This window comes from Pedobacter sp. MC2016-14, assembly GCF_020991475.1.
Lineage (GTDB): Bacteria > Bacteroidota > Bacteroidia > Sphingobacteriales > Sphingobacteriaceae > Pedobacter.
In genome coordinates, this window is record NZ_JAJMPA010000003.1 from 282694 (window position 1) to 304184 (window position 21491).

At 40.3% G+C, this 21491-nt stretch carries 22 protein-coding genes and 1 tRNA gene; 15 read left to right on the top strand and 8 right to left on the bottom strand.

Annotated elements, in window-relative coordinates:
* Positions 1-2: 2 nt before the first annotated feature.
* The 5 genes from LPB86_RS16565 to LPB86_RS16585 all read left to right on the top strand — a co-directional run bounded on the left by LPB86_RS16565 (position 3) and on the right by LPB86_RS16585 (position 4831).
* Positions 3-1433: a RagB/SusD family nutrient uptake outer membrane protein gene (locus tag LPB86_RS16565; RefSeq protein WP_230645980.1), complete on the top strand. Its 1431-nt coding sequence runs from the start codon at positions 3-5 to the stop codon at positions 1431-1433.
* Between the two features lie 4 nt (positions 1434-1437).
* Positions 1438-2577 (top strand): TlpA disulfide reductase family protein, encoded by a 1140-nt coding sequence (locus LPB86_RS16570; RefSeq protein ID WP_230645982.1) that lies wholly within the window; start codon positions 1438-1440, stop codon positions 2575-2577.
* 197 nt (positions 2578-2774) lie between these two features.
* Positions 2775-3044, top strand: coding sequence for a hypothetical protein (locus LPB86_RS16575; RefSeq protein ID WP_230645984.1), 270 nt, complete (start codon positions 2775-2777; stop codon positions 3042-3044).
* A gap of 7 nt (positions 3045-3051) precedes the next feature.
* The gene (locus LPB86_RS16580; protein WP_230645986.1) at positions 3052-3300 is read left to right on the top strand and encodes a hypothetical protein; all 249 of its coding nucleotides are present in this window, start codon (positions 3052-3054) and stop codon (positions 3298-3300) included.
* A gap of 106 nt (positions 3301-3406) precedes the next feature.
* Positions 3407-4831, top strand: coding sequence for a TonB-dependent receptor (locus LPB86_RS16585; protein WP_230645988.1), 1425 nt, complete (start codon positions 3407-3409; stop codon positions 4829-4831).
* Here LPB86_RS16585 and LPB86_RS16590 read toward each other — a convergent pair whose 3' ends face one another.
* Both LPB86_RS16590 and LPB86_RS16595 read right to left on the bottom strand, forming a co-directional pair.
* Positions 4832-5248 (bottom strand): secondary thiamine-phosphate synthase enzyme YjbQ, encoded by a 417-nt coding sequence (locus LPB86_RS16590; RefSeq protein WP_255695568.1) that lies wholly within the window; start codon positions 5246-5248, stop codon positions 4832-4834. It lies immediately after the preceding gene.
* Positions 5248-5907 (bottom strand): hypothetical protein, encoded by a 660-nt coding sequence (locus LPB86_RS16595; RefSeq protein WP_230645990.1) that lies wholly within the window; start codon positions 5905-5907, stop codon positions 5248-5250. The genes LPB86_RS16590 and LPB86_RS16595 overlap by 1 nt, the downstream gene beginning before the upstream one ends.
* Before the next feature lie 158 nt (positions 5908-6065).
* Here LPB86_RS16595 and LPB86_RS20880 point away from each other — a divergent pair, with 158 nt between their 5' ends.
* A complete protein-coding gene (locus LPB86_RS20880) occupies positions 6066-8174 on the top strand; it encodes an HRDC domain-containing protein (RefSeq protein WP_255695569.1) in 2109 nt (702 codons plus the stop codon).
* Here the strand turns inward: LPB86_RS20880 and LPB86_RS16615 are convergent.
* The 3 genes from LPB86_RS16615 to LPB86_RS16625 all read right to left on the bottom strand — a co-directional run bounded on the left by LPB86_RS16615 (position 8158) and on the right by LPB86_RS16625 (position 11056).
* Positions 8158-8379 carry a hypothetical protein gene (locus LPB86_RS16615; RefSeq protein WP_230645992.1) on the bottom strand — a complete coding sequence of 74 codons (222 nt, stop codon included), beginning with the start codon at positions 8377-8379 and terminating at the stop codon, positions 8158-8160. The two genes, LPB86_RS20880 and LPB86_RS16615, sit on opposite strands and share 17 nt — an antisense overlap.
* A gap of 102 nt (positions 8380-8481) precedes the next feature.
* Positions 8482-9006, bottom strand: a complete 525-nt coding sequence (locus LPB86_RS16620; protein WP_230645994.1) for an RNA polymerase sigma factor — start codon at positions 9004-9006, stop codon at positions 8482-8484.
* A 136-nt stretch (positions 9007-9142) separates the two neighbouring features.
* Complete coding sequence (locus LPB86_RS16625; RefSeq protein WP_230645996.1) at positions 9143-11056, bottom strand: AAA domain-containing protein; 1914 nt, start codon at positions 11054-11056, stop codon at positions 9143-9145.
* 79 nt (positions 11057-11135) lie between these two features.
* Between LPB86_RS16625 and LPB86_RS16630 the strand changes: the two genes are divergently transcribed.
* Together LPB86_RS16630 and LPB86_RS16635 are read left to right on the top strand one after the other, a co-directional pair.
* The gene (locus tag LPB86_RS16630; protein ID WP_230645998.1) at positions 11136-11801 is read left to right on the top strand and encodes an HAD family phosphatase; all 666 of its coding nucleotides are present in this window, start codon (positions 11136-11138) and stop codon (positions 11799-11801) included.
* 205 nt (positions 11802-12006) lie between these two features.
* Entirely contained in the window at positions 12007-12438 is a 432-nt protein-coding gene (locus LPB86_RS16635; RefSeq protein WP_230646000.1) for a lipocalin family protein, read from the top strand.
* A gap of 9 nt (positions 12439-12447) precedes the next feature.
* On the opposite strand, the gene LPB86_RS16640 is transcribed toward LPB86_RS16635, so the two are convergent.
* On the bottom strand, positions 12448-13122 hold the full coding sequence (locus LPB86_RS16640) for a peptidylprolyl isomerase (RefSeq protein ID WP_230646001.1): 675 nt from the start codon (positions 13120-13122) through the stop codon (positions 12448-12450).
* A gap of 111 nt (positions 13123-13233) precedes the next feature.
* Between LPB86_RS16640 and LPB86_RS16645 the strand changes: the two genes are divergently transcribed.
* Positions 13234-14253, top strand: coding sequence for a fatty acid desaturase (locus tag LPB86_RS16645; RefSeq protein ID WP_230646002.1), 1020 nt, complete (start codon positions 13234-13236; stop codon positions 14251-14253).
* A 111-nt stretch (positions 14254-14364) separates the two neighbouring features.
* Positions 14365-14437, top strand: a tRNA-Lys gene (locus tag LPB86_RS16650).
* Between the two features lie 681 nt (positions 14438-15118).
* On the opposite strand, the gene LPB86_RS16655 is transcribed toward LPB86_RS16650, so the two are convergent.
* The gene (locus LPB86_RS16655) at positions 15119-15454 is read right to left on the bottom strand and encodes a helix-turn-helix domain-containing protein (protein ID WP_230646003.1); all 336 of its coding nucleotides are present in this window, start codon (positions 15452-15454) and stop codon (positions 15119-15121) included.
* A 136-nt stretch (positions 15455-15590) separates the two neighbouring features.
* On the opposite strand from LPB86_RS16655, the gene LPB86_RS16660 reads away from it, so the two are divergent.
* From LPB86_RS16660 to LPB86_RS16670, 3 genes are all read left to right on the top strand, one after another.
* On the top strand, positions 15591-16673 hold the full coding sequence (locus LPB86_RS16660) for an alkene reductase (protein ID WP_230646004.1): 1083 nt from the start codon (positions 15591-15593) through the stop codon (positions 16671-16673).
* 60 nt (positions 16674-16733) lie between these two features.
* Positions 16734-17468 carry an SDR family NAD(P)-dependent oxidoreductase gene (locus tag LPB86_RS16665; protein WP_230646006.1) on the top strand — a complete coding sequence of 245 codons (735 nt, stop codon included), beginning with the start codon at positions 16734-16736 and terminating at the stop codon, positions 17466-17468.
* A 174-nt stretch (positions 17469-17642) separates the two neighbouring features.
* On the top strand, positions 17643-18380 hold the full coding sequence (locus LPB86_RS16670) for a pirin family protein (protein ID WP_230646008.1): 738 nt from the start codon (positions 17643-17645) through the stop codon (positions 18378-18380).
* Between the two features lie 610 nt (positions 18381-18990).
* On the opposite strand, the gene LPB86_RS16675 is transcribed toward LPB86_RS16670, so the two are convergent.
* Positions 18991-19359, bottom strand: a complete 369-nt coding sequence (locus LPB86_RS16675; RefSeq protein ID WP_230646010.1) for a hypothetical protein — start codon at positions 19357-19359, stop codon at positions 18991-18993.
* A 203-nt stretch (positions 19360-19562) separates the two neighbouring features.
* Between LPB86_RS16675 and LPB86_RS16680 the strand changes: the two genes are divergently transcribed.
* Both LPB86_RS16680 and LPB86_RS16685 read left to right on the top strand, forming a co-directional pair.
* A complete protein-coding gene (locus tag LPB86_RS16680; RefSeq protein WP_230646012.1) occupies positions 19563-20420 on the top strand; it encodes an SDR family oxidoreductase in 858 nt (285 codons plus the stop codon).
* 52 nt (positions 20421-20472) lie between these two features.
* Entirely contained in the window at positions 20473-21489 is a 1017-nt protein-coding gene (locus LPB86_RS16685; protein ID WP_230646014.1) for a VOC family protein, read from the top strand.
* The last annotated feature ends 2 nt before the right edge of the window (positions 21490-21491 follow it).

The window sequence follows — 21491 nt, forward strand, 5'->3', positions numbered from 1 at the left end:
CCATGAAAATATTTCATACCATCACCATATGTATCTTAGTGGCGGCAGCATTTACCGGCTGCAGAAAATTTGTTGAGCTAGACCCACCAAATGACAGGCTCAATTATTCCACCGTGTATGCCACGAATGCCACCGCAACAGCGGTACTAAATGGCCTTTACACCCGGATTTCGGAAACCAACAATGTAATTACGTCCTATGCCACAAGTTATCTTGCATTTTCGGCAGATGAGCTTAAAAGTTACAACACAAGTGCTACCTCAAATTATACGCAGTTATATCAAAATAAAGCCAATAGCAATACAGAATTTTATTGGAGTACTACTTACACCTTAATCTATAATTGTAATGCCGCGATTGAAGGTATGGAGGGCAGTAACACTTTAAATCAAGCCTTAAAACAACAGCTCATCGGCGAAGCCAAGTTTATGCGGGCCTTGTGTTACCATTACCTGGTAAACACCTACGGAAAAGTCCCCCTGGTTATTAGTCCCGATTACCGCTTATACACCAACGCGAAGCGGGCAGAGGTGAGTGAGGTCTATGCCCAAATGATTGCAGATTTGCAGGATGCGCAGGTCAAATTAAGTAGGGAATACCTGAATGGAGATGCTTTAACGCCTTATTCGGCATCAAATGCGGAGCGCGTGCGGCCTACCTATTGGGCGGCAACAGCACTACTTGCCCGCGTTTACCTGTACAACGAAAAGTGGGCAGAAGCGGAGTCGGCTTCTTCCATCGTCATCGGCAACACCGGCCTGTTTATGCCCGTTGCCCCGGCTTCAGTATTTCTAAAAAATACCAAAGAAGCGATCTTCCAGTTGCAGCCTGTTGCTGCAAATAACTATGCCATATTTGACGCGCGCACCTTTGTACTTACTACCTCTATCGGCACCACTACAAACCCGGCCTCCCTTAGTCCAGATTTAGAAGCAGCATTTGAAGCCAATGATCTTAGGAGGGCCAATTGGGTAGGCAGTGCAACCATATCCGGTGTCACTTACCTTTTCCCCTATAAATACAAAGCCAACACCGCATCACTGGCCGCTGCAAGACCAGAATATCTGAATTTGTTAAGGATTGGAGAGCAGTACCTCATCCGCGCAGAGGCCAGGGCATACCAGAATAAATTAGATGGCGCAAAATCAGACATCGATGTCATTCGCGGTCGTGCGGGTTTAGGAGGCACTCCGGCCAATACCCAGGTTGACCTGCTTGACGCCGTGATGAAAGAGCGCCGGGTGGAATTGTTTTGCGAACAAGGACACCGTTGGATGGACCTGAAACGTACCAGACGTATAGATGATGTTATGAAGATCGCAACCCCCAAAAAAGGAGGCACATGGGAATCTTACAAGCAGTTATTGCCTGTACCGGCGTTTGAGATCGGAGTAGACAAAGCATTGGACCAGAATTTTGGATATCCTAACTAAACTTATGAAAAGCTACCACATCATCCTTCTAACCTTGTTATGGACAGGAGCGTATGCCCAGGAAAAAGGGAAACCTACCTTTTCTGTTTCGGGGAAAATATTAAATGCGGCAAATGTACAGTTGTACTTGGCGGAGGAAAAGACGGTACCGGGCCTGATGTACAAAGACAGCACATTTACAGACGGGGCCGGTCATTTTTCTTTCTCAGGAACTCTGGTGGAGCCCAGGTTATTTAACCTTCGGATTAAGGGAAAGAACCGCGCGGCAGAAATCGTTAAGCTCTTTGTGGGCCCTAACGTTACGATGGCACTAAGCGGAAACGCAGACAGTCTTTGGCGCGCAAAAATAAACGGTTCGCGGGAGCAGGAATTGTTTGAAAGTTTTGCATCGCTTTACAACAAGGAATTAAGCGACTTTACCTCAAAAGCCTATAAGCCTTATTTTGCAGCCAAAGAAAGAAAAGATAGTGTGGCGATGTTGCGGGAAGGCGGCATTGCCGATCGAAAGGTTGTAGATAAGTTCTCGGATTTGGTGGTTGCGTTTGTAAGGGAGCACCCATCAAATGCAATGTCTTTAGAACTTATTGAAATGGTGCTGAAGTACAACCGTATCGCCACCGCAGATAGTTTGATGCGTATGGTAGAAAAAACACCAGCAGGTGGATATGCTATGGGAAAGAAGATCCGGGAAAATTTGAATGTTTTACTTCGTCTTAAGACAGGGTCGATGGCCCCGGACTTTTCACAGCCGGATGCAAGTGGTCAATCTGTAAACTTGATGAGTCTTCGCGGAAAATATGTGCTTGTGGATTTTTGGGCCAGTTGGTGCGCCCCATGCAGGGCAGAAAACCCACATCTGTTAAAAGCGTATAATAAGTACAAAGACGATAATTTTACGGTACTTTCCGTTTCACTGGATAAAGATAAGAGGTTATGGTTAAAGGCAGTTAAAGAAGATCAACTGCCCTGGATACAGCTCAGTGACCTTAAGGGATTTGATAATTCGGCAGGAAAGCTATATGGAATAACTTCGGTACCTTCCAGTTTTTTAATTGATCCATCCGGGAGGATAATTGCTTTAAATCTTCGTGGAAAAGCTTTAGAAGAGGCATTAGAACAGGAATTTAATAAAAAGAGAAAATAGGGCAGTTTACGTCATTGCGAGTTGGTACACCGGAGTAATCTAGTAGAGCCGCGAGGATGGAGATTGCTTCGTAAACTCGCAATGACATTTTCGCATTTTATAGGCATTGAGTTAAAACGGATGTTTTATACTGCCAGTAATAATGCATTGGATGAAATATTAAAGTTTAAATTAAGCCTGTCCACGAGGACGACACTTTGGCCGGAATCGTTGACGAGGAGCAGGGAAATCCTGAGCCTTTAATTGACGAAGAAACAGGCGAAGAGCTTGTTCCTGAAACATCCAGTTTGCCTGTGTCACCATTCATAGAAGAAGAAGCGCGGCGTGTTAAGGTTTATGTAAATGGTGTCTATGTTTCGATTTTGGTTAATAGAGAGCTACATTTTGATCGTAAGGTAAACCGATTATATTATGGATTCAAAGATATGAAAGGGGGAGGCACCTCACTAATAACTAAGGGATTATAAAGGATGAATGAGAGGGAATATTATGCAGGATGTTTTGTTCGAGGTACTTCCCTGTAAATCTGACCATTTAGTTGACCCCCTTCGCATGTTTGGGATGATCGGATATAAAATTAACGGACAACTTAGGATAGGGGGTTCTGATACCTTAATTATTCCGGGTGCAAGGGGATACAATTATCATATTTATTGCGCTTTTAAATCTGCAGATAGACGAAGCCAATCTATGAGTAAATACTTAGGAGTTATCGGTGTGTAGTGCACCGGTAATTTTTTTCCATGACGAGTGCGAGGCCGCTAAACGTTTTTCCCTAAAAAAATATGCTTATCTTGCAGCATTTATTAGCTCATACCTTATTTTTCGCATGGAGAACATTCACAACACCTATATCGGAACAAAACAAAAAGCACTGGCAATAAATCTGGATCCTGCTATCTACGGATCGTTTGCCGAAATTGGAGCAGGACAAGACGTAGCGGCGAATTTTTTTAAAGCAGGAGCTGCCGCGGGAACCATCGCTAAAACAATGTCTGCTTACGATATGGCCTTTTCTGATGCCATCTATGGTGTTCAACAGGTTAAACGGTACGTTAGTGAACAACGATTAATGTCAATGTTGGGCCATGAATATGATCTCTTGATAGAGCGATTAGCAGAGAAAAGGGGAGATAGCTCTACTTTTTTTGCTTTCGCGGATACCTTTTCTTCACTCAATTACTTAAAAACGAATGAAGGACACGGCTGGATGGGGGTTCGTTACCAGCATGAACCTAACGGCCCATTTCATGATGTGGTACTGCATGTCAAGTTACTGGACAATGATCCGGGCTTACAACATGCTGCCGTTGGTACGCTAGGCGTTAACCTGGTTTATGCTTGTTTTAAGTATCATAAATCTCCTTCAATATTTTTATTGTCATTAATAGATGACTTGAGCAGGGACCGGATCCAGATTGATATGATCCGTTTTGAAGGCCCCGGATTTAGTCATGTAGATAATCGCCTGATGAGTCTGCATCTTGTAAAATATAACCTTACTGATGCCGCAGTATTCGGTCCGGATGGAAAAAACCTGCAACCCTCAGAAATTCTGTATAAAAAGCATATTATGATTGTTCGCGGCCGTTTCAGGCCCCTAATTAATGTACATATGGATATGCTGACCACTGGATTGGAGCGGTTTAGAGAAGAACCCGATGTAGACAATGAAAAGGTAATCGTGATTACTGAATTGACACTTCAATCGCTAAAAGAAAGAGGGGCAGATGATAGTGCCGAAATCAATGAAAAGGATTTTCTTGATAGGGTAGATATTCTTTGTTCTATGGGGCAAACAGTATTGATCTCCAACTTTCATGAGTACTACAAACTTGTTGCTTATTTGTCTAAAATAACTTCTTTAAAAATGGGCGTGGTATTAGGATATCCAAACCTTGGCTTCATTTTCAATGAAGAGCATTATAAATACCTTAAAGGTGGTATTTTAGAAGCTTTTGCAACACTGTTCAGCAGAAAAGTTAAACTATTTATATACCCAACATTAGAGGATGGTGTAGTCTTTAATTCCAAAACATTCGCACCACCACCGCATTTGATAGATTTGTTTGAATACCTCATTGCTAACGATAAAATAGAAGACATTCAAAATTATAACGTAAATAATTTACAGGTCCAAACGGATAACGTACTGGAGCTGGTTAAAGCGAATGCAGCAGGCTGGGAGGGATACGTTCCTGAGCAGGTGGCCATCATTATTAAAGAAAGATCCCTGTTCGGATTTCCAGGCTAATTATTCGCCCCAAATGGTAATGATCATATTTCTGTGACCTCCGTAATTTCGGTGCTCACAGAAATATATGCCCTGCCATGTACCTAAAGCCAGTCGGCCATTGTGTATTGGAATCAATACAGAACTTCCCAGTAGTGCCGCCTTTAAATGCGCTGGCATATCGTCAGATCCCTCGTAATCGTGCTCGTAATCGGGATCGTTCTCTGGAACTGTTTTGCTGAAATACATTTCAAAATCCTTCCGCACCGTATGGTCTGCATTTTCATTAATCGTAAGTGAAGCAGAGGTATGCTGAATAAATACCTGGCACATGCCCTTATTAAAATCCTTTAACTGGGGCATGGCACTGGTAATTTCGTCTGTGATTAAATGGAAACCGCGTTTCCGCTGTAAGGTGATAATTTGCTGGAAAAACATTATTTAGTTACATTGGTGTTCTGCAAGAGACCATCTTTGGCCAATTGTTCCAATAAAATTTTAGGATATTCCTGTACAAAATTGTTCAATGAACCCGGGTTAATGGTTTCAGACTGTGCCGACCAAATTAACTTTTCAGTTTTTGTATCGTACAAGTTGGTTTCCATAAAATACGTTTTATCTACCACGTAATATCCAGGATCGTAAAATGTAGGTGCCCAGAAATTATAATAGCTGTAAAAACCACCATACCAGCCAAAATTTCTAAAAGGCATATACGGACCCGCACCGGGAACATACCTTTTATCGCTCTCTTTTCTTAACATGCTCATCGTAAGGATTACATCTGCACCAGTCTGCTGAATTTTAGACAACAACTGTTCTTTAGTTGGCTTTTTTTGATAAAATTCAGGACTAAAAAAATCGATACTTTTTAGTACTTTCAAATTACGTTGCACAGCTTTCTCTGCGAGTGAATTTTCGAGTTTTGTTCTTGCTTCAATATTACTGGTTAGAGAAGCAACAAATAGTGTTTTGCTTGAAGTAATTTGGCCCGAAGTTTTTGGATCTACCCACGAACCAGTAATTCGGGTAGAGGGACTGCATGCTGACAGTATTAAAACCGTTAATACCGAAAAGCCCAATATCATTCTTTTCATATCTTTTTGAGTTATACGTATATGGAGCAAAAAACGTGCCCTTCACATCATAGGTAGCCTTTTAGCACCAATGGAGGTTTGAAATTAAGCTTTATATATTTAATTTTTTAAGCCTCATTGAACAATCGATTTTGTAATTTCGGGAAAAAGATTCGCAAATGACTTTAGACGCCGATAACCAGCTTATTTTTGATTTTATACAACATACAAATCAACCCATATTTTTAACGGGAAAAGCTGGTACAGGTAAAACCACATTCTTGCATTACATCAAAAAAAATGTCGCTAAGGCACATGCAATTGTAGCGCCTACCGCTGTAGCTGCTATTAATGCAGGTGGGGTAACCCTGCACTCCTTTTTTCAAATTCCATTTGGCCCGCTAATTCCCGGATCATTCTTTAAATCTGCAGATACAGGAGAGCGGGTTAATTTTAGCAACGATAAAATCAAACTGCTGCAATGTCTGGAGCTGCTGATTATAGATGAAATTAGTATGGTTAGGGCAGATGTATTGGATTATATAGATGTCGTCCTTCGTAAAGTAAAAGCCTCGGCGAGGCCATTTGGTGGTGTGCAGGTTTTAATGATTGGAGATTTATATCAGCTTCCCCCCGTAGCCAATCAGGATTGGCACCTGCTGCAGCGGTATTATAATAGCCCGTATTTTTTTGATAGTATTGTATTTAAATCCTTTCAGGTAATTACTTTTGAACTCACAAAGGTCTACAGGCAGTCTGATCCCACATTTGTTGCCATCTTAAATGGAATCAGAAATGATCAGCTGGAAGAACACCTGCTGCATAAATTAAATGAACGCTGCGAGCCAGAAGAAACAACAGGCTGGAAGGAAGACTATATTACCCTTACCACTCACAATAAACTTGTTGCCGAATTAAATCAGCAACAACTCCATGCTATAGATAGCCCGCTGCATACTTTTGCAGCTGTGATTACAGGAGACTTCCCAAAAGATGGTTATCCTACAGAAGAAAACCTGCAGCTAAAAGTTGGGGCCCAGGTTATGTTTAGTAAAAATGATTCTTCAGGTAAAAAACTCTATTACAACGGGCGGACGGCTAAAATTAAAGCCATTGATAATGACCATTTACAGGTGCAATTTTTAGATGATCAAACCATACTGGATATTGTGCCAGAGGTATGGCAAAATGTAAAATACAACCTGGATCACAACGAGCAAACCATAACAGAAACAAATGCAGGCTCCTTTACCCAATACCCGGTTAAACTTGCCTGGTCTATCACCATACATAAAAGTCAGGGTTTAACATTTGATAAAGCTATTGTAGATATCAGCTCGGCATTTGCGCATGGGCAAGCTTATGTAGCGCTAAGTCGTTGTAGAAGTTTGGAAGGCTTAATTTTAAAGGCCCCGCTAAAGCAGGAAAATATCATTACCGATCTAAGGGTGATTAATTTTATGAAATCTGCAAATTTGGTCATTCGTGGGCAACAGGCGCTTCATGATGCTAAGGCTTTGTATAATAGAGGTATTGTAGATGACCTGATGGATTTTACTGTTATTGCAAAAGACTGGGCATTGCTTGGAAAACTACTGCTTAAGGACCCCGCTGCACAGGATATCATGTCTGAAAAGTATAAAATAATCCATCAATCGCTATATACGGAACTGATTAACATTGCAGACAAATTTGTAAAGACCGAAATTGACAAATTAGCAGACCCGGTGCACGTACTAAATAATCCAGCTTTCGTTATGCGTTTAGAAAAGGCGGGATCTTATTTTATTCCTAAAGTTGAAAAGACTATTCAACAGCTGGAGGAACTTTTTTTAGTACCCTGGAACCCCAGCATGGCCTCAGAAGTGGTAACTAATTTGATGAACGACCTCATCTTATCCTTACTTACAAAAGCCACAGTATTTAGGCAAAACTGGCAAAGTTTTAAGATTGAAGACTGTATTGCTGCAGTGCACAGCGTTCAGGTAGATTACCTGCCGATGCAAAAAGGCAGTAGAAAAGTAGAAGCTGAGAAAGAGAAAGAAATTGAAAATCCAAAGCTGTACGAAAGTTTGATGCAGTGGAGGACTGAAATCAGCAAAAAGCGTGATGTACCAGATCATACTGTACTTTCAGAAAAAGTGCTTAAAGTAATTGCTGCGAAACTACCAAAGTCAACAGAGGAACTGTCTGCTATATCTGGCGTAGGAAGAGGGAATGCAGTTGATTATGGACCGCAAATTATAAAGCTTGTCAATAATTTTCGTGGTGTTACTGAACTTTTTTAAGTTCCTGTGTTTCCAGAATTTCTTTAATGAGCAATAACCTGTGTTTAAAGCCCGCATAAATTTTAAGCTCGCCTTTTAATTTTAAAACATCTAAATGAGATGCAATACAGCCCCTTACATCCGATATTTTAACACCAGGATACAGGTCCATGGTTTCCGGTAAATCAATCCCTGTAAAATAATCCTCCAGCTCTTCAATCGTCATGAACCAAAGGTAAAAGTTTAGCAGCGTTAATAAAAATAAAAGCTGCAATTTTCAACCAGAAATAGATTGAAAACTGCAGCTTTTAAAACGCTGTGTAAAGCCTTAGTTTACTTTTGAAAAGTTATTTACATACATTTTCAAGTTGTTTTTTAAAATCTGTCTGGCTAAATGGATCCGGGTTTTAACAGTACCAATGGGGATGTTTAACATATCAGCAATTTCGTGGTATTTATATCCTTCAAAATATTTTAAAAAAGGAGTAGAATATTCAGGTTGTAATTTGTCCAATGCTTTATAAATGTCTTGCATCATAAACTTACCGTCACCACTATTTACAGTAGCACTATAATGTAATTGAGCAGATGGGATTTCTTCATTTACCGTTATCAGTGCCTGAGAGCGGGCAGACCTGCGGTAATTATTAATGAAAGTATTTCTCATTATTGTATATAGCCAACCCTTAAAATTTGTACCATCTTTAAATTGAGTAGCATAATTGATCGCTTTTAAAAGCGTATCCTGTACCAGGTCATTTGCGTCATCCTGATCTTTTGTGAATTTGTAAGCAAAAGATTTTAGGGCAGTCTGATGATTGTTTAGCTGGTAGTTGAAATCTGTACTTGTCATAGGGATGGAATTGAAAGGTTTACAGTTACATTTTATTTAAATCTATTCTTTATAACCTTGAACAATTCATGTACCAAATTTCATCCCAATGTAATAATACCGGTTAAATTAATGATAAGTTAATCTATTATTGTTGTTACAGAAATTCCCAGGCACTCTTGTAAGCCTCATTTTTATCAGAATACGCTATAAAATCGGCATAAAATTCATTTCTGGAAATTGTGGCACTATCACCTATTACCACCAGCTTTTTTCTTGCCCTGGTCATAGCAACATTCATCCGTCTTATATCCGTCAGGAAACCAATGTTACCTTCCGGATTACTCCGTGTTAAACCAATATAAATGATGTCTCTTTCCTGTCCCTGAAAGCCGTCAATGCTATTAATGGTGATTTTAGTACGATATTTAGGCAATATTTCGGAGCCTTCAAACACTTCTCTAAACAAGATCACCTGTTGTTGATAAGGAAATATAACACCTATAGTCGGAAATGTATCTTCAGTATAATGAGTGTCCAAATTACTAATCAATTGTTCCAGGTGTTTTTTTAAAAACAAGGCTTCCTCTGGGTTGGTGCTACTGGTCCCTTCTAACTTTTCATCAAAACTGCAACCTGCGGTATCTACAAATTCCAGGGCTTGCTCATTATTCAATAGCCTCCCTGTTGCAACATTGGCGTTAGCCCTAAGCTGTCCCTGATAAAATACGTTTGATGGGTAGCCCATGATCAGTTCGTTCATACGGTATTGTTCTTGCAACAGTACCACCGCTTCAGGATGCAGGTTAACACATTTTTCCAGCAACGTGCTGCTCAATCCTTTTCTTGCGGCTTCAACGGATTTAATGGTGGGAGGTAGCTGACAATGATCTCCGGCAAGTACTAATTTTTCGGCCTTAAGAATTGGAATCCAACAGGCTGGTTCCAGCGCCTGGCCCGCCTCGTCAATCACTACCGTATCAAATTTTAAGTTTCTTATGGTATAATGATTGGCACCTACAAGTGTGGCCGTAATTACCTGGGCTTTTTCAATCACATTTCCAATTATGTATTCTTCTATTTTATCAACCTCTTTCCTTATTTTATGTGCTTCATTAAAAAGTGCCTTTCTCTGTTCCTTCTCCGCTTTGCCAAAGTTACGCTTGTACTTATGTGCCATGTTTTTATATTCGGCGGCCATCTTTTTAAGGTTTTTAATGTCTTTATTGCCCTCATGTTCAGCCATCCTGCGGTCAAGTGTTAAAGAAAGTAACCCTTCAGATACCCTTGCAGGGTTCCCAACCCGTACTACATTTAATTGTTCGTTGGCTAATTTTTCACTTAATAAATCTACCGCCGTGTTACTAGGCGCTACCACTAATATTTGCTTGTGGTTCTGTGCAATCAAGGCCTTAATGGCTTGTACCAGGGTAGTAGTTTTTCCTGTGCCCGGCGGACCATGTACAATGGCCAGTTCGTTTGCCGAAAGAATTTTTTCTACCGCCTCCTGCTGTTTATTATTCAGGGATGTTGAGACCTTATAAAGATCATGCACTTTAGGCTTAAATCCCGGCTTTGACTTACCAGTCAATACACTTGCTAGCCGGGCTTCAGCAGTACCATCAGTATCGTCAATACCTGAAGCCGTTTTTAACGCATTTTGCATTTCGTCATAGCTGTTGTTGTCAAACAGCAGGTCTAAGCCCAATTTACCATCTCTTGCCCAGTCCGGTAATTCTTCCGTACGTAATGTAATTTTAATCCGGTTTCCACCTATATAGTTTATCGTTCCCTCAATGCGGTCTTTTCCAGGCTCGTGATTGGAGAACAAAGCAGCAGAAGACCCAAACCTAAACTGGTGCGAAAGTTCATGATGGGTTGTGCGCTCTATTTCTACAGTTATGTAATCACCCCGGCTCATTTCAGTCCCTCTAATTGCAATGGGGTACCATGATAAGCCATTCGTCCTTCTTTGTGTAGCAGAAGATGCGGCAGTTAATTTACGATACGCATCGAGGTCTTCTTCCCGTTCAATTTTTAACAGGTCAAGCAATTTCTTAAAATACTCCATTTTTGCAAAGATAACCTTTGCTTCAATAATATGGTGGAGGATCTTTTTTCCTACTTTTACGGCTCAATAAATAACCTATATGCCGAAACTTAAAGCCGTATTGTTTGATCTGGACGGAACCCTTATCGACTCTGAACATTTTCATTATGAATGCTGGGTAGATATTTTGAAAGAATTTAATGCTGAAATGACCTACGAAGACTGGACCACTAACTATGCAGGTATACCTTTGCCCTCCAACTGCGAAAACCTGAAAGAAAGGTTTAATATGGATATTTCACTGGATGAACTAATTGCCTGGCGTACCAGGTTGAGCAAAGAGGGCTTTGCAAATCGCGACATCAGTCTGATGCCCTTTGCGCTCGATGTGATTCAGTACTACAAAGCCCAGGGTTTACGTTTGGCTGTTGTTACCGCTAGTCCCAGAGTAGATGTGGAATTGATATTTAATAGAAATGGCCTTGCGCATTACTTTGAGTTTATGGTAACCAGTACAGATGTTACCCAGACTAAGCCGGATCCTGAATGCTATAATTTGGCCTGCACAAAACTTGGAATTGCAAAAGATGAATGTATTGTTTTTGAAGATACCGTGAATGGAATGCGCGCTGTAAAAGCTGCAGGACTAACATGTCTGGTTGTGCAGCACGATGAAACACAACACGAAAAGTTTGTCAATGCAGACCGCATATTTTTGGATATGGAGCTAGCTAAGCAATATGCCACAGCTACATACTTAAGTTAAGGTCTCTTTATTTTTATAATATTAAACTCAAATGCTTCTGATATTGTTTCTGAGGGCTAGTGGTTGTTATTGATCATTGTATTTTTTTTCATAATTGGAAAATACCCAATTTTAGGTATTGATTCGGCCTCCTTGTTTATGTTATTTTGCCCAAGCTTATCTAAATAGATAAGACGGACAATTTAAATTAACATAAAACAATTCAATGATGAAAAATTACGCAATGGCCTTAGTGCTACTCTTAACGACTCTTGCATTTACAGGCTGTAAGAAGGAAAAAGATGAAAAATTAATAGTAGGTAAATGGAAATTGGAGAAGGAGATTAGTAAATATTATGAAAATGGAGTACTTATTGATGAAGATGTGGATACTGATGATGGTGGTACTGCTGAGATATTCGATAATGGCCGAATGAAAGACGGCGATAATAATGAGTATACCTATGTGCTTAATGGCAAAACATTCACCATTACATTAGTTAAGGATCCTAGAGAAGTGGAGACTTTTGAGATCACAACCCTTACCAAAGAAAGTCTTGTGATTTATAATGAAGACAGCTATACCAGATCAAATCAAAATGGTACAGGTACCATTCAGGTTAAAGAGACTACTGAACAACATTTTATAAAACAATAACTTATTTTATTACATTTTGATCTTCTTCTGTAGCAAGAGTGCTTCTTTTTTACCAAGAAGTATGGCTTTAAAAACAACAGGCTTCAGGGGAAGATCATTTTTGTCTGTGGCAACAGCGTTGATAGCTTCTGCTACTTCCATCCCTTCCACAATTTCTCCAAAAATGGTGTAATCACCATCAAGGTAGGGGACACCACCAATGGTTTTATATATGTTACGTTGAGCATCAGAAAAACTGGTGCTCTTTTTTTTGGCAATCAAATCCAGTTGTTCATCTGTTTGAATTTTTCCCTGCACCAGGTAAATTTGGTTGAAGTAAGAAGCTTTCTCCGGGTTGTCATCTCTGCCAGCACCAAAGGCACCCTTTTTATGGAATAGTGCAGGGACAATCTCGGCAGGTAAACGCTTAGCACCTAATTCTGGATGTAACTTTTCTTTTTTTAGGATTGAGTCATCCAGTTCGCCACCCTGACTTACAAAAGATTTAATTACCCGGTTAAACTGAGCATCTTTATAAATACCCTTTTTGATGGCCTCCACAAACATATCTCTATGATTAGGCGTTTCATCATACAACTTTAAAGTAATATTTCCCTGCGCAGTAACCAAACGTACAAAAAACGATTGAGCTTTAATATTATAGACAGATAGTGTAATCAGCAGGACGAGGAACAGCTTTTTCATGATGAAGTAAAAATTTACGTTACTAAAAGAACTAAAAAAGAATCAATTTAAATAATAAAAAAACTTTGTATCATAAATTAGCGTACTTTTATAGCATACAATTGCATTTATATGACATTTTTGGACGTTGTTTTAGATCCACCAGCATACGGGTGGATGGACGAAAAGGGGGAATTGGTTAAACCAACTAACAAGCAGATCTGGAAGGAATTCTTTAGTCGTCTCAACGTCTTTAAAGACAAAAAGAATTGGCTTCCTTTTTTTAGCTGGTTTAAAGTAGCGCTCTCCGTGCCTTTTCTTGCTATGTTTTTATTTTATTATTTTAATTGGTACTTACTGGGGGCCGCTTTTGTTTACAGCATGATTATTATGGGCACACATGGTACCATTTGGCATCATCGCTATTGTACACATGGTGCTTACAAATTCAGGAATAAGTTTTGGCGCTTTTTTACGCAAAACCTTACCATTTCCATGATTCCAGAAGAAATTTATGTGGTTTCACACCATGTACATCATGCTAAATCAGATCAGCCCGGCGATCCGTATAATGCGCAGGGCGGCTTTTTATATTGTTTTCTGGCCGATGTAAACCATCAGCCGATTGCGAAAGATCTGAGCGAAGAAGATTACAGGCGGGCAGCACGCTTAATGAAGCATACCGGGGTTCCTGTAAATACTTATCAGCAATACCAAAAATGGGGCTCATTGGTACATCCTGCAAGGGCAATCATTGAAACCATATTAAACTGGGGCTTTTGGTACTTTATTTTCTACCTGATTGGTGGCCATGGCTTATCCTGTACGCTAATTGGTGCAGCCGGAGTTTGGGCAGTAGGGGTAAGAACATATAATTATGAAGGACATGGTAAAGGAAAAGATATGCGGCGTGACCACTGTGATTTTAACAGGGATGATATGTCTATCAACCAACTTTGGCCAGGCTTTGTTGCTGGCGAGTGGCATAACAATCATCATTTGTTTCCAAAAAGCGCACGCACTGGCTTTTTACCCTACCAAATAGATCTTGCCTATTATTACATCTTTTTGATGCATAAACTAGGTCCGGTAAAGGCTTATCGATGTTCAAAAAAGGATTTTTACGAGCGACATATAAATAATCGGACTTAAAATCAGGCACCTAGTAGAAATACGTAATATTAATTTGCATCCATTATTTGGTAATCCTATATTTGCATCACTTTAAACGGAAACGCTTAGAGTAGTTCTAAAAAGAATGATGATTCCGTAGCTCAGCTGGTAGAGCATTACACTTTTAATGTAGTGGTCCTGGGTTCGAATCCCAGCGGGATCACGGTAAGGCGCACTAAGGTGCGCCTTTTTCGTTTAATATGCTTAGTAACCAGCATCTTTCACAAAAAAGCAGGTCAACCTTAATCAGGTTAATTCAGAAAAAAAGGTGACCCATCTGGTAACCCAATCCATTTGTTACATTTGGGTCACTGAATTTTTTAAGACTTGTGAGGTTGAGTTTTAAGAATCATGCAAATACGACGTAGCCGGCAATTATTGATCACTTAAAAACGTGTAGAGGAAAATTTATGACAAAATTGGCGCATTAATTTGTCTCACTTTTCATTTGCATTGATAATCAACTCCATGTCGGTGAAAAGGTCATTACGTAACAGAGGTAGAGGTAATGGGTTATTTTTCAGTTCTTTAGTTCAATACTGACTCTGTTTCAGCATGCTTAAAGATGGCTTTATAGATGGACTGCAAAAAGAAATCCTTCTGGAAAATTTTACAATGCGCCAAGAGATCGACACCCATCACAATGTTGCCAGGTTATATTGGGGATTTGGGTAGGACGAAAAAGCTCTAGCGGGAACAGGAATGGACATTTTTCTTTTTTAAATTGGGAATTTCAAAAGCTATTGGTATTCGTTGAGAAAATTCGAAGCAGAAATGCGTGAAAGCTAACCGAAACTTTCCTCTTCGTTTCTTCAAAGCTGACCAAACTATAACTAGTTAATTGTTATGAAGACAATACTTTTTCCCTATGGCTTTTACCCCAATTTTGAATTGCCAAAAGGACTGGCTTTAAATCCTTCCCATATTGGGTAAGCGTATACTCTACCGTTACTGGAACGGTTGGGAATACCTCCCTGGAAACAATCCCATTAATTTCCAAATCCTTGAGCGCGTTTGATAACGCTTTTGGCGATATATGCTTAAGGTTTGTCTCCAATTCCTTAAAGCGTTTTTTGCCATGGCATAAACTGTAAATAATCGGAAATTTCCATTTCCCACCTATCATCTCAAAGACATCCAAGACCGACTGTATTTCAATAAATTCTTCGTGATTATCCATAACTATACTTTTGTATAGCAGCTTAACTATGTGCTACTAGTGAAAAATGAGTAGCAAATATACTTAATTTTGTTCCAGCTTAAAAATACAAGTTGTTTAGCCTTTCAGGGGCAATTATGAATCGAAATTTAAAGAAATGAAATTACTAGAAAAAACAGTCTTGGGAAACCAGACACTTCGTAACAGTTTGGCGATGGCACCTATGACAAGAAGCCGGGCTGATGAAAATGGGATTGTGGGCGACTTAACGGTTTTATACTACACGCAACGTGCGAGTGCCGGCCTTATTATTTCCGAAGGTATCAATATCACAAAACAGGCTTTAGGAAGTCCCTTTACACCGGGAATTTATACCAAGGAACAAATTGATGCATGGAAAAAGGTAACGCAGGCTGTTCACGAAAATGGGGGTACCATTTACGCACAGCTCTGGCATACCGGACGTGTAGGTCATTCTTCGGTCAAACAAGGTGAATTGCCTGTTGCTCCATCTCCTATCGCCATTGAAGGTCAGCAGCATTTTACGGGAACGGGAATGGCAGATTACGAAATACCACGGGAACTAAGTAATTCTGAAGTAAAACAAATTGTTCAGGACTACAGCCAGGCTGCCCTGAATGCAATTGAGGCGGGCTTTGACGGGGTAGAATTGCATTCGGCATTTGGTTACCTTCCCAACCAGTTTCTGGCAGAAAGCTCCAATCAAAGGACCGACGAATATGGCGGCAGCATCGAAAACCGTAATCGCTTCGTGCTAGAGATAATGACGGCCCTGGCAAATGCGGTAGGTGGCGATAAAGTAGGCATAAAGCTGTCTCCTACCATACCTTACAACAGTATCATAAGCAAGAACCCAACTGCTCAGTTCGGGGCATTGATCAGCGGATTGGATGCTCTGCCTTTAGCCTATATTCACCTCATGAACGGTCTATTCCCACTGGATGAACTTCCTCATTACCCTAAGGACGTACTGGAAACTTTTGGCAAGCTTACCAAACATACCATAATTGCAAACGGTGGCTACAATGGCGAAACAGGAGAAGCGGCGCTTAAAAACGGGATTGCAAAAATTATAGCCTACGGATCACTATACCTGGCCAATCCCGATCTGCCCAAACGCTTCGAGTTGCATACCGAGGTTAATCAGCCGGACAGAGATACGATGTATGGTGGAGGAGAAAAAGGCTACACCGATTATCCTTTTTTAAGTGAAAACTAAATTGCTGTTTACTCCAAGAGCAGGTATTTATAATTAATTATTCAAATAAAAATAACAATCATGATAAACAAAGGAACGGCTGTCATTACAGGGGCAGCCAATGGAATAGGACAAGCATATGCGGTAAGACTTGCTCAGGATGGCTTTGATATTGCCGTTGCAGATGTGGTCGATGCGGATAAAACGAAAGCTCTGGTCGAGGCTGCAGGAAGAAAATTCTTTGCAGCAATTATAGACGTAACCTCTCCCGAGGCAACCCTGTCCTTTGCCAAGCAGGTTCAAGAAAACCTTGGAAACATCACTGCACTGGTTAACAATGCCGGTATTTATCCCTGGAAATCATTTGCTGAAACAGATTTCCAAACCTGGCGCAATGTAATTGGAGTAAACTTGGATGGAACATTTTTAATGAGCAAAGCTTTTGTGCCCTATATGATTGAAAAGAAGTACGGCCGTATCGTAAATGTTGCCAGCACAACTTTTTTTCTGAATGCACCTCAAATGACCGCTTACATTGCTAGCAAAGGTGGGGTTATAGGCTTTACACGTGCCCTGGCAAGTGAAGTTGGGGTAGATGGCATTAACGTTAATGTAATTGCACCCGGGCTTACCAACACCAAATCGATGAGGGATGAAAACGCAGAAATCTACGAGTTCCTTCCAAAGATGCAAGCCATTCCAAGGGTAATAGAACCGGAAGACTTAGTAGGTGTTGTATCCTTTCTGGTTTCAAAAGACTCAGCTTTTGTGACAGGTCAAACCATTGCGGCAGATGGCGGGCAGGTCAGAAATTAATACTATAAATGGAGAATCTTTAAGGGATCAAATGGGGTTTAAGGGTTTAGATATTCTCTATAAACCTGCAAGACTTGAGTTGAAAGCAGAGATTTATTCTTAATATTAGGTGGAGAAAGTCTGATTGGGGATACCTTCTGATTCGACTTTCTTGAAGTTTTAAAAGTTTATTCTATGTTACAAAAAATCGAAAAAACAGCATTTAGGGGCCATGGGCCGATTAAAATTCTATACCCAGGGGCCTTACTTTCAAATGAAGACACGGGTATCGGAAGTATTGGCCGTATCGATCATCCGGAAATTCATGGCAATACGGTGATCGCGATGCACCCTCACATCAATGATGAGATTCTTTCCTATTTCAGGACCGGGAAAGCCGAACATACCGATTCAGAAGGCTTTGAGAAAACGATTGGCAGCAACACTTTAATGTTCATGAAAGCCGGCAAATCATTCTACCACGAAGAAAAAATACTCGGTGAAGACGAACCTTTGGAAGGATTACAGATTTTTATTCGCCCTGGTAAGAAGGATCTTAAGCCCGAGGTAATATTTCGCGATCTGGAGCAGGTACACAGTGAAAATGAGTGGCGTCTGCTCGGCGCACCAACAGCTGAAACCACGTTTCAATTTAGTAGCCAGACATGGGTGTATGATATGAAATTAATGAAGGGTCAAACGGCCAAACTCCCCGAGTTACATAAAGAAGGCCTAACGTTCCTACTCTATACATTTAAGGGACAGGCTATCATTAATAACGCTATTCAATTAGATAAAAAAGAAGCCCTCATTATCCGGGATGAAAAAATTAACATTTTTAGTCAAGACGACACGGAGTTCGTACTTTTCGTAACAGATGAGAAGGGAGAAATCTTTAAGAATGGAATGTATAGTGGGAACCAATTTGCTTAGGAAAACCATTTTATATTAACCTCAAATAACTGACCAAATTTGATTGGTTAAGCTCTTACCCGAATGGGATAATGGTTAGATTTTTGTTCAGGGAGGTCACAATATGTCGAGTACCTTGGTACTAAAATTCAACCATAAATTTGTTTTAGAAATTTTGAACGTATTAAATTTTATAGTAAATTTGTCTTATTGAGTTCTTTAATTTCAATCAAAATAGTTTAAAAAAATGGTGACCCAAATGGTGACCCACTTTTTCAAAACCTTCGATTTAACGCCATTTAGGCCGTTTTACCATAAAAAATATGATCCCAGCGGGATTACGCGATGGGACAAGACAGATAAATTCTGACTTGTCCCATTTTTTTTCTGGCCAAATCGGCCAATTCACTATTGATATGCCCCATCAGCAGGATTACCTCACTCGGTTTGGTGGTTCGAAGTAAATTTTCGCTATAGACTGAATTTTCCTTGAAAATCAACCTGAAGAAGTTGTTTTGAAGGACTTTATCGGCTACTTAGATTTTTTACCTGTACTTAAAGTGTCAGCACGAACATTTAGCGTGTCAGCTTGCAAAGTTTTGTTTCTGGACTTGCCAAACAAATAGGCTATTCATTTCTCGAAATCACCAGGTTCACAGGTAGTAGTATTGCCTATTGACTTACACTTTGTGTCATCGTCATGTTTTTTAAAGCTTGGAATGATGGTGTGACTACCATCTGGATTTACCAATACATTACCACTGATCACGGTATGTGTTCCATTTGGGTTGACGATCACATTACCTGAAATTACCGAATGTGTCCCATTCGGATTAACAAGGACGTTACCCGCTAATACGGAATGACTTCCATCAGGGTTTACAATGACATTTCCTGTTACCACGGAATGGCTACCGTCTGGATTGACGATTATCTGCGTCCTGCTCACCTGATGAGCCAGGAAGAGTACCATTACGGTACTAAAAATTGATTTGATCATAAAGATTTAATTTGTGTGTATCATAAAAATACTACAAAATATACTGCTGATCAAATCATTATGGTCACAAATCTGAGACCCGGATATTTTAATTCTTGACATTTGTCAATTACAATTTTATTTTATGTCAACAGCCAAAAACTGTGACATGTGCAACTTTGGGGTATTAGAAATAACAAAATTTTAAACCCTAATTAAATATCATGTCAAAAATCATTTTCATCACAGGCACAAGCTCAGGCTTCGGTAAGCTCACAACCATGACACTTTCAAAAGCGGGTCACCATGTTATTGCAGGGATGCGGGATGTCAGCGGGAAAAATGCTGCAGTTGCCCTTGAGTTGTCACAGCTGGAAAATGTTGAGGTAGTGGAGATCGACATCACGAATGACGATTCCGTTAAAAATGCATTTGAAAATATATTGGCCAAATACGGCCGCATCGACGTACTGGTGAACAATGCCGCAATGTCGGGATTCGGCTTGCTGGAGGCTTATACAATCGATCAGATCCGCCGGATGTTTGAAGTCAATTTTTACGGAGTGATCCGGACATATCAGGCAGTATTACCTGCAATGCGAGAGGCAAAAAAAGGATTGATCGTCAACATTACTTCCGGAGCGAGTGGCCATACCATGCCCTTTATGATTCCATATCTTGCCTCAAAGTTCGGCGTCGAAGCGCTAACAGAGGGACTCCAGGATGAACTGGCCGACTTCGGGATCGAAAATGTAAGTATACAACCCGGTGTTTACCCAACCGAAATGAACACAGGTCAGAAAAGCGGTATCAATTCAGACAGAGCCTCGGTGACTGAAGCCTATGGTGAATCCGCAACTGAAAAATTCAACGCGATTGGAAGCGGTCTTTTCGGTAAAATGCAGGAATTCGATATGAATCCTCAGGTTATTGCAGACGGAATTCTCGAACTCATAGAAATGCCCGATGGCGCACGCCCCCTGCGTAAGCCGCTGGATGCTATAGCACAAGGTACTGATATAGAATTTATTGAAGCCCGTGCCGCAATTAAAGCCAAATGGTTGGCAAAATATTCTGCGTAAACAAATAACCCACTACAAAGAAGTCTAAGTTGAATCATTTAATAGAAAAATCATGAAAAAATATCAAATAACCGAGTCCTTAAAAAATCAAACTAAAAAAGCTGCTACAGTAGTGATCGGCACGCTGATCGCAATCGGCACAAACTCTCATGCTAAAGCACAGTCTAAGGCGGCTATCCTAGGGATTGACCACGTAGGAATCAATGTTCCCGATCTAAACCAGGCCATTTCTTTTTTTGATAATGTGCTTGGTTTCAGTCCAGTTACCACTCTTGGTCCGATACCACTCGACGATGCCTGGAAAAAGGGCAATCATATGAATTCAAAAACTGGTGCCGTAACCATTAGAATGCTCAACGCAGGGTCCGGAGCAAGCATTGAGATTTTTAGCTACGAAAATAACCATGGAAGTCAAACCATTCCAGATGGTGACGACATTGGTGCAACCCATATCGCGTTTTACACTTCAAATATTAGGGAAGCAGTTGTTTATTTGAAGTCTAAAGGCATAAAAGTTCTGGGAGAGCCATACCTGACACCCAGCGGAGACACTGCTGGAGAAAGTTGGGTTTATTTCCTCAGTCCCTGGGGTTCTAAATTTGAGCTGGTTTCTTATCCTGATGGAAAAGCTTATGAAAAAAATAAGCCAGAGAAGCTTTTATGGTCACCAAAACAAAAAGCCAAAGATGAGGCGGGAGCCTCAGGGACGCTCAACCCATCTGATCTAAAATCCCTCGTGGAAAAACATCTTAACCTTTGGAATGAAAATCAAATGCTTATTAGGAAGCAAATAATGGAACAGATATATGCAGACAACATCGAAATGGTTGATCGCAATTTCATAGCCAGGGGATATCAGGAAGTAGATCAGTTTATCACTGGTTTGCAGGTGAAAAATCCGGAATTCAAATTTTCGATCAGAAATACAATCGATGTCCATCAAAACGTAGCACGGCTGTATTGGCAAGTAGGCTCGAAAACACAACCTTCAACTGTGACGGGAATGGATCTGTTTGTAGTGGAAAATGGGAAAATTCAAAAACTCTATGTTTTTGTAGATAGTAAGTGATC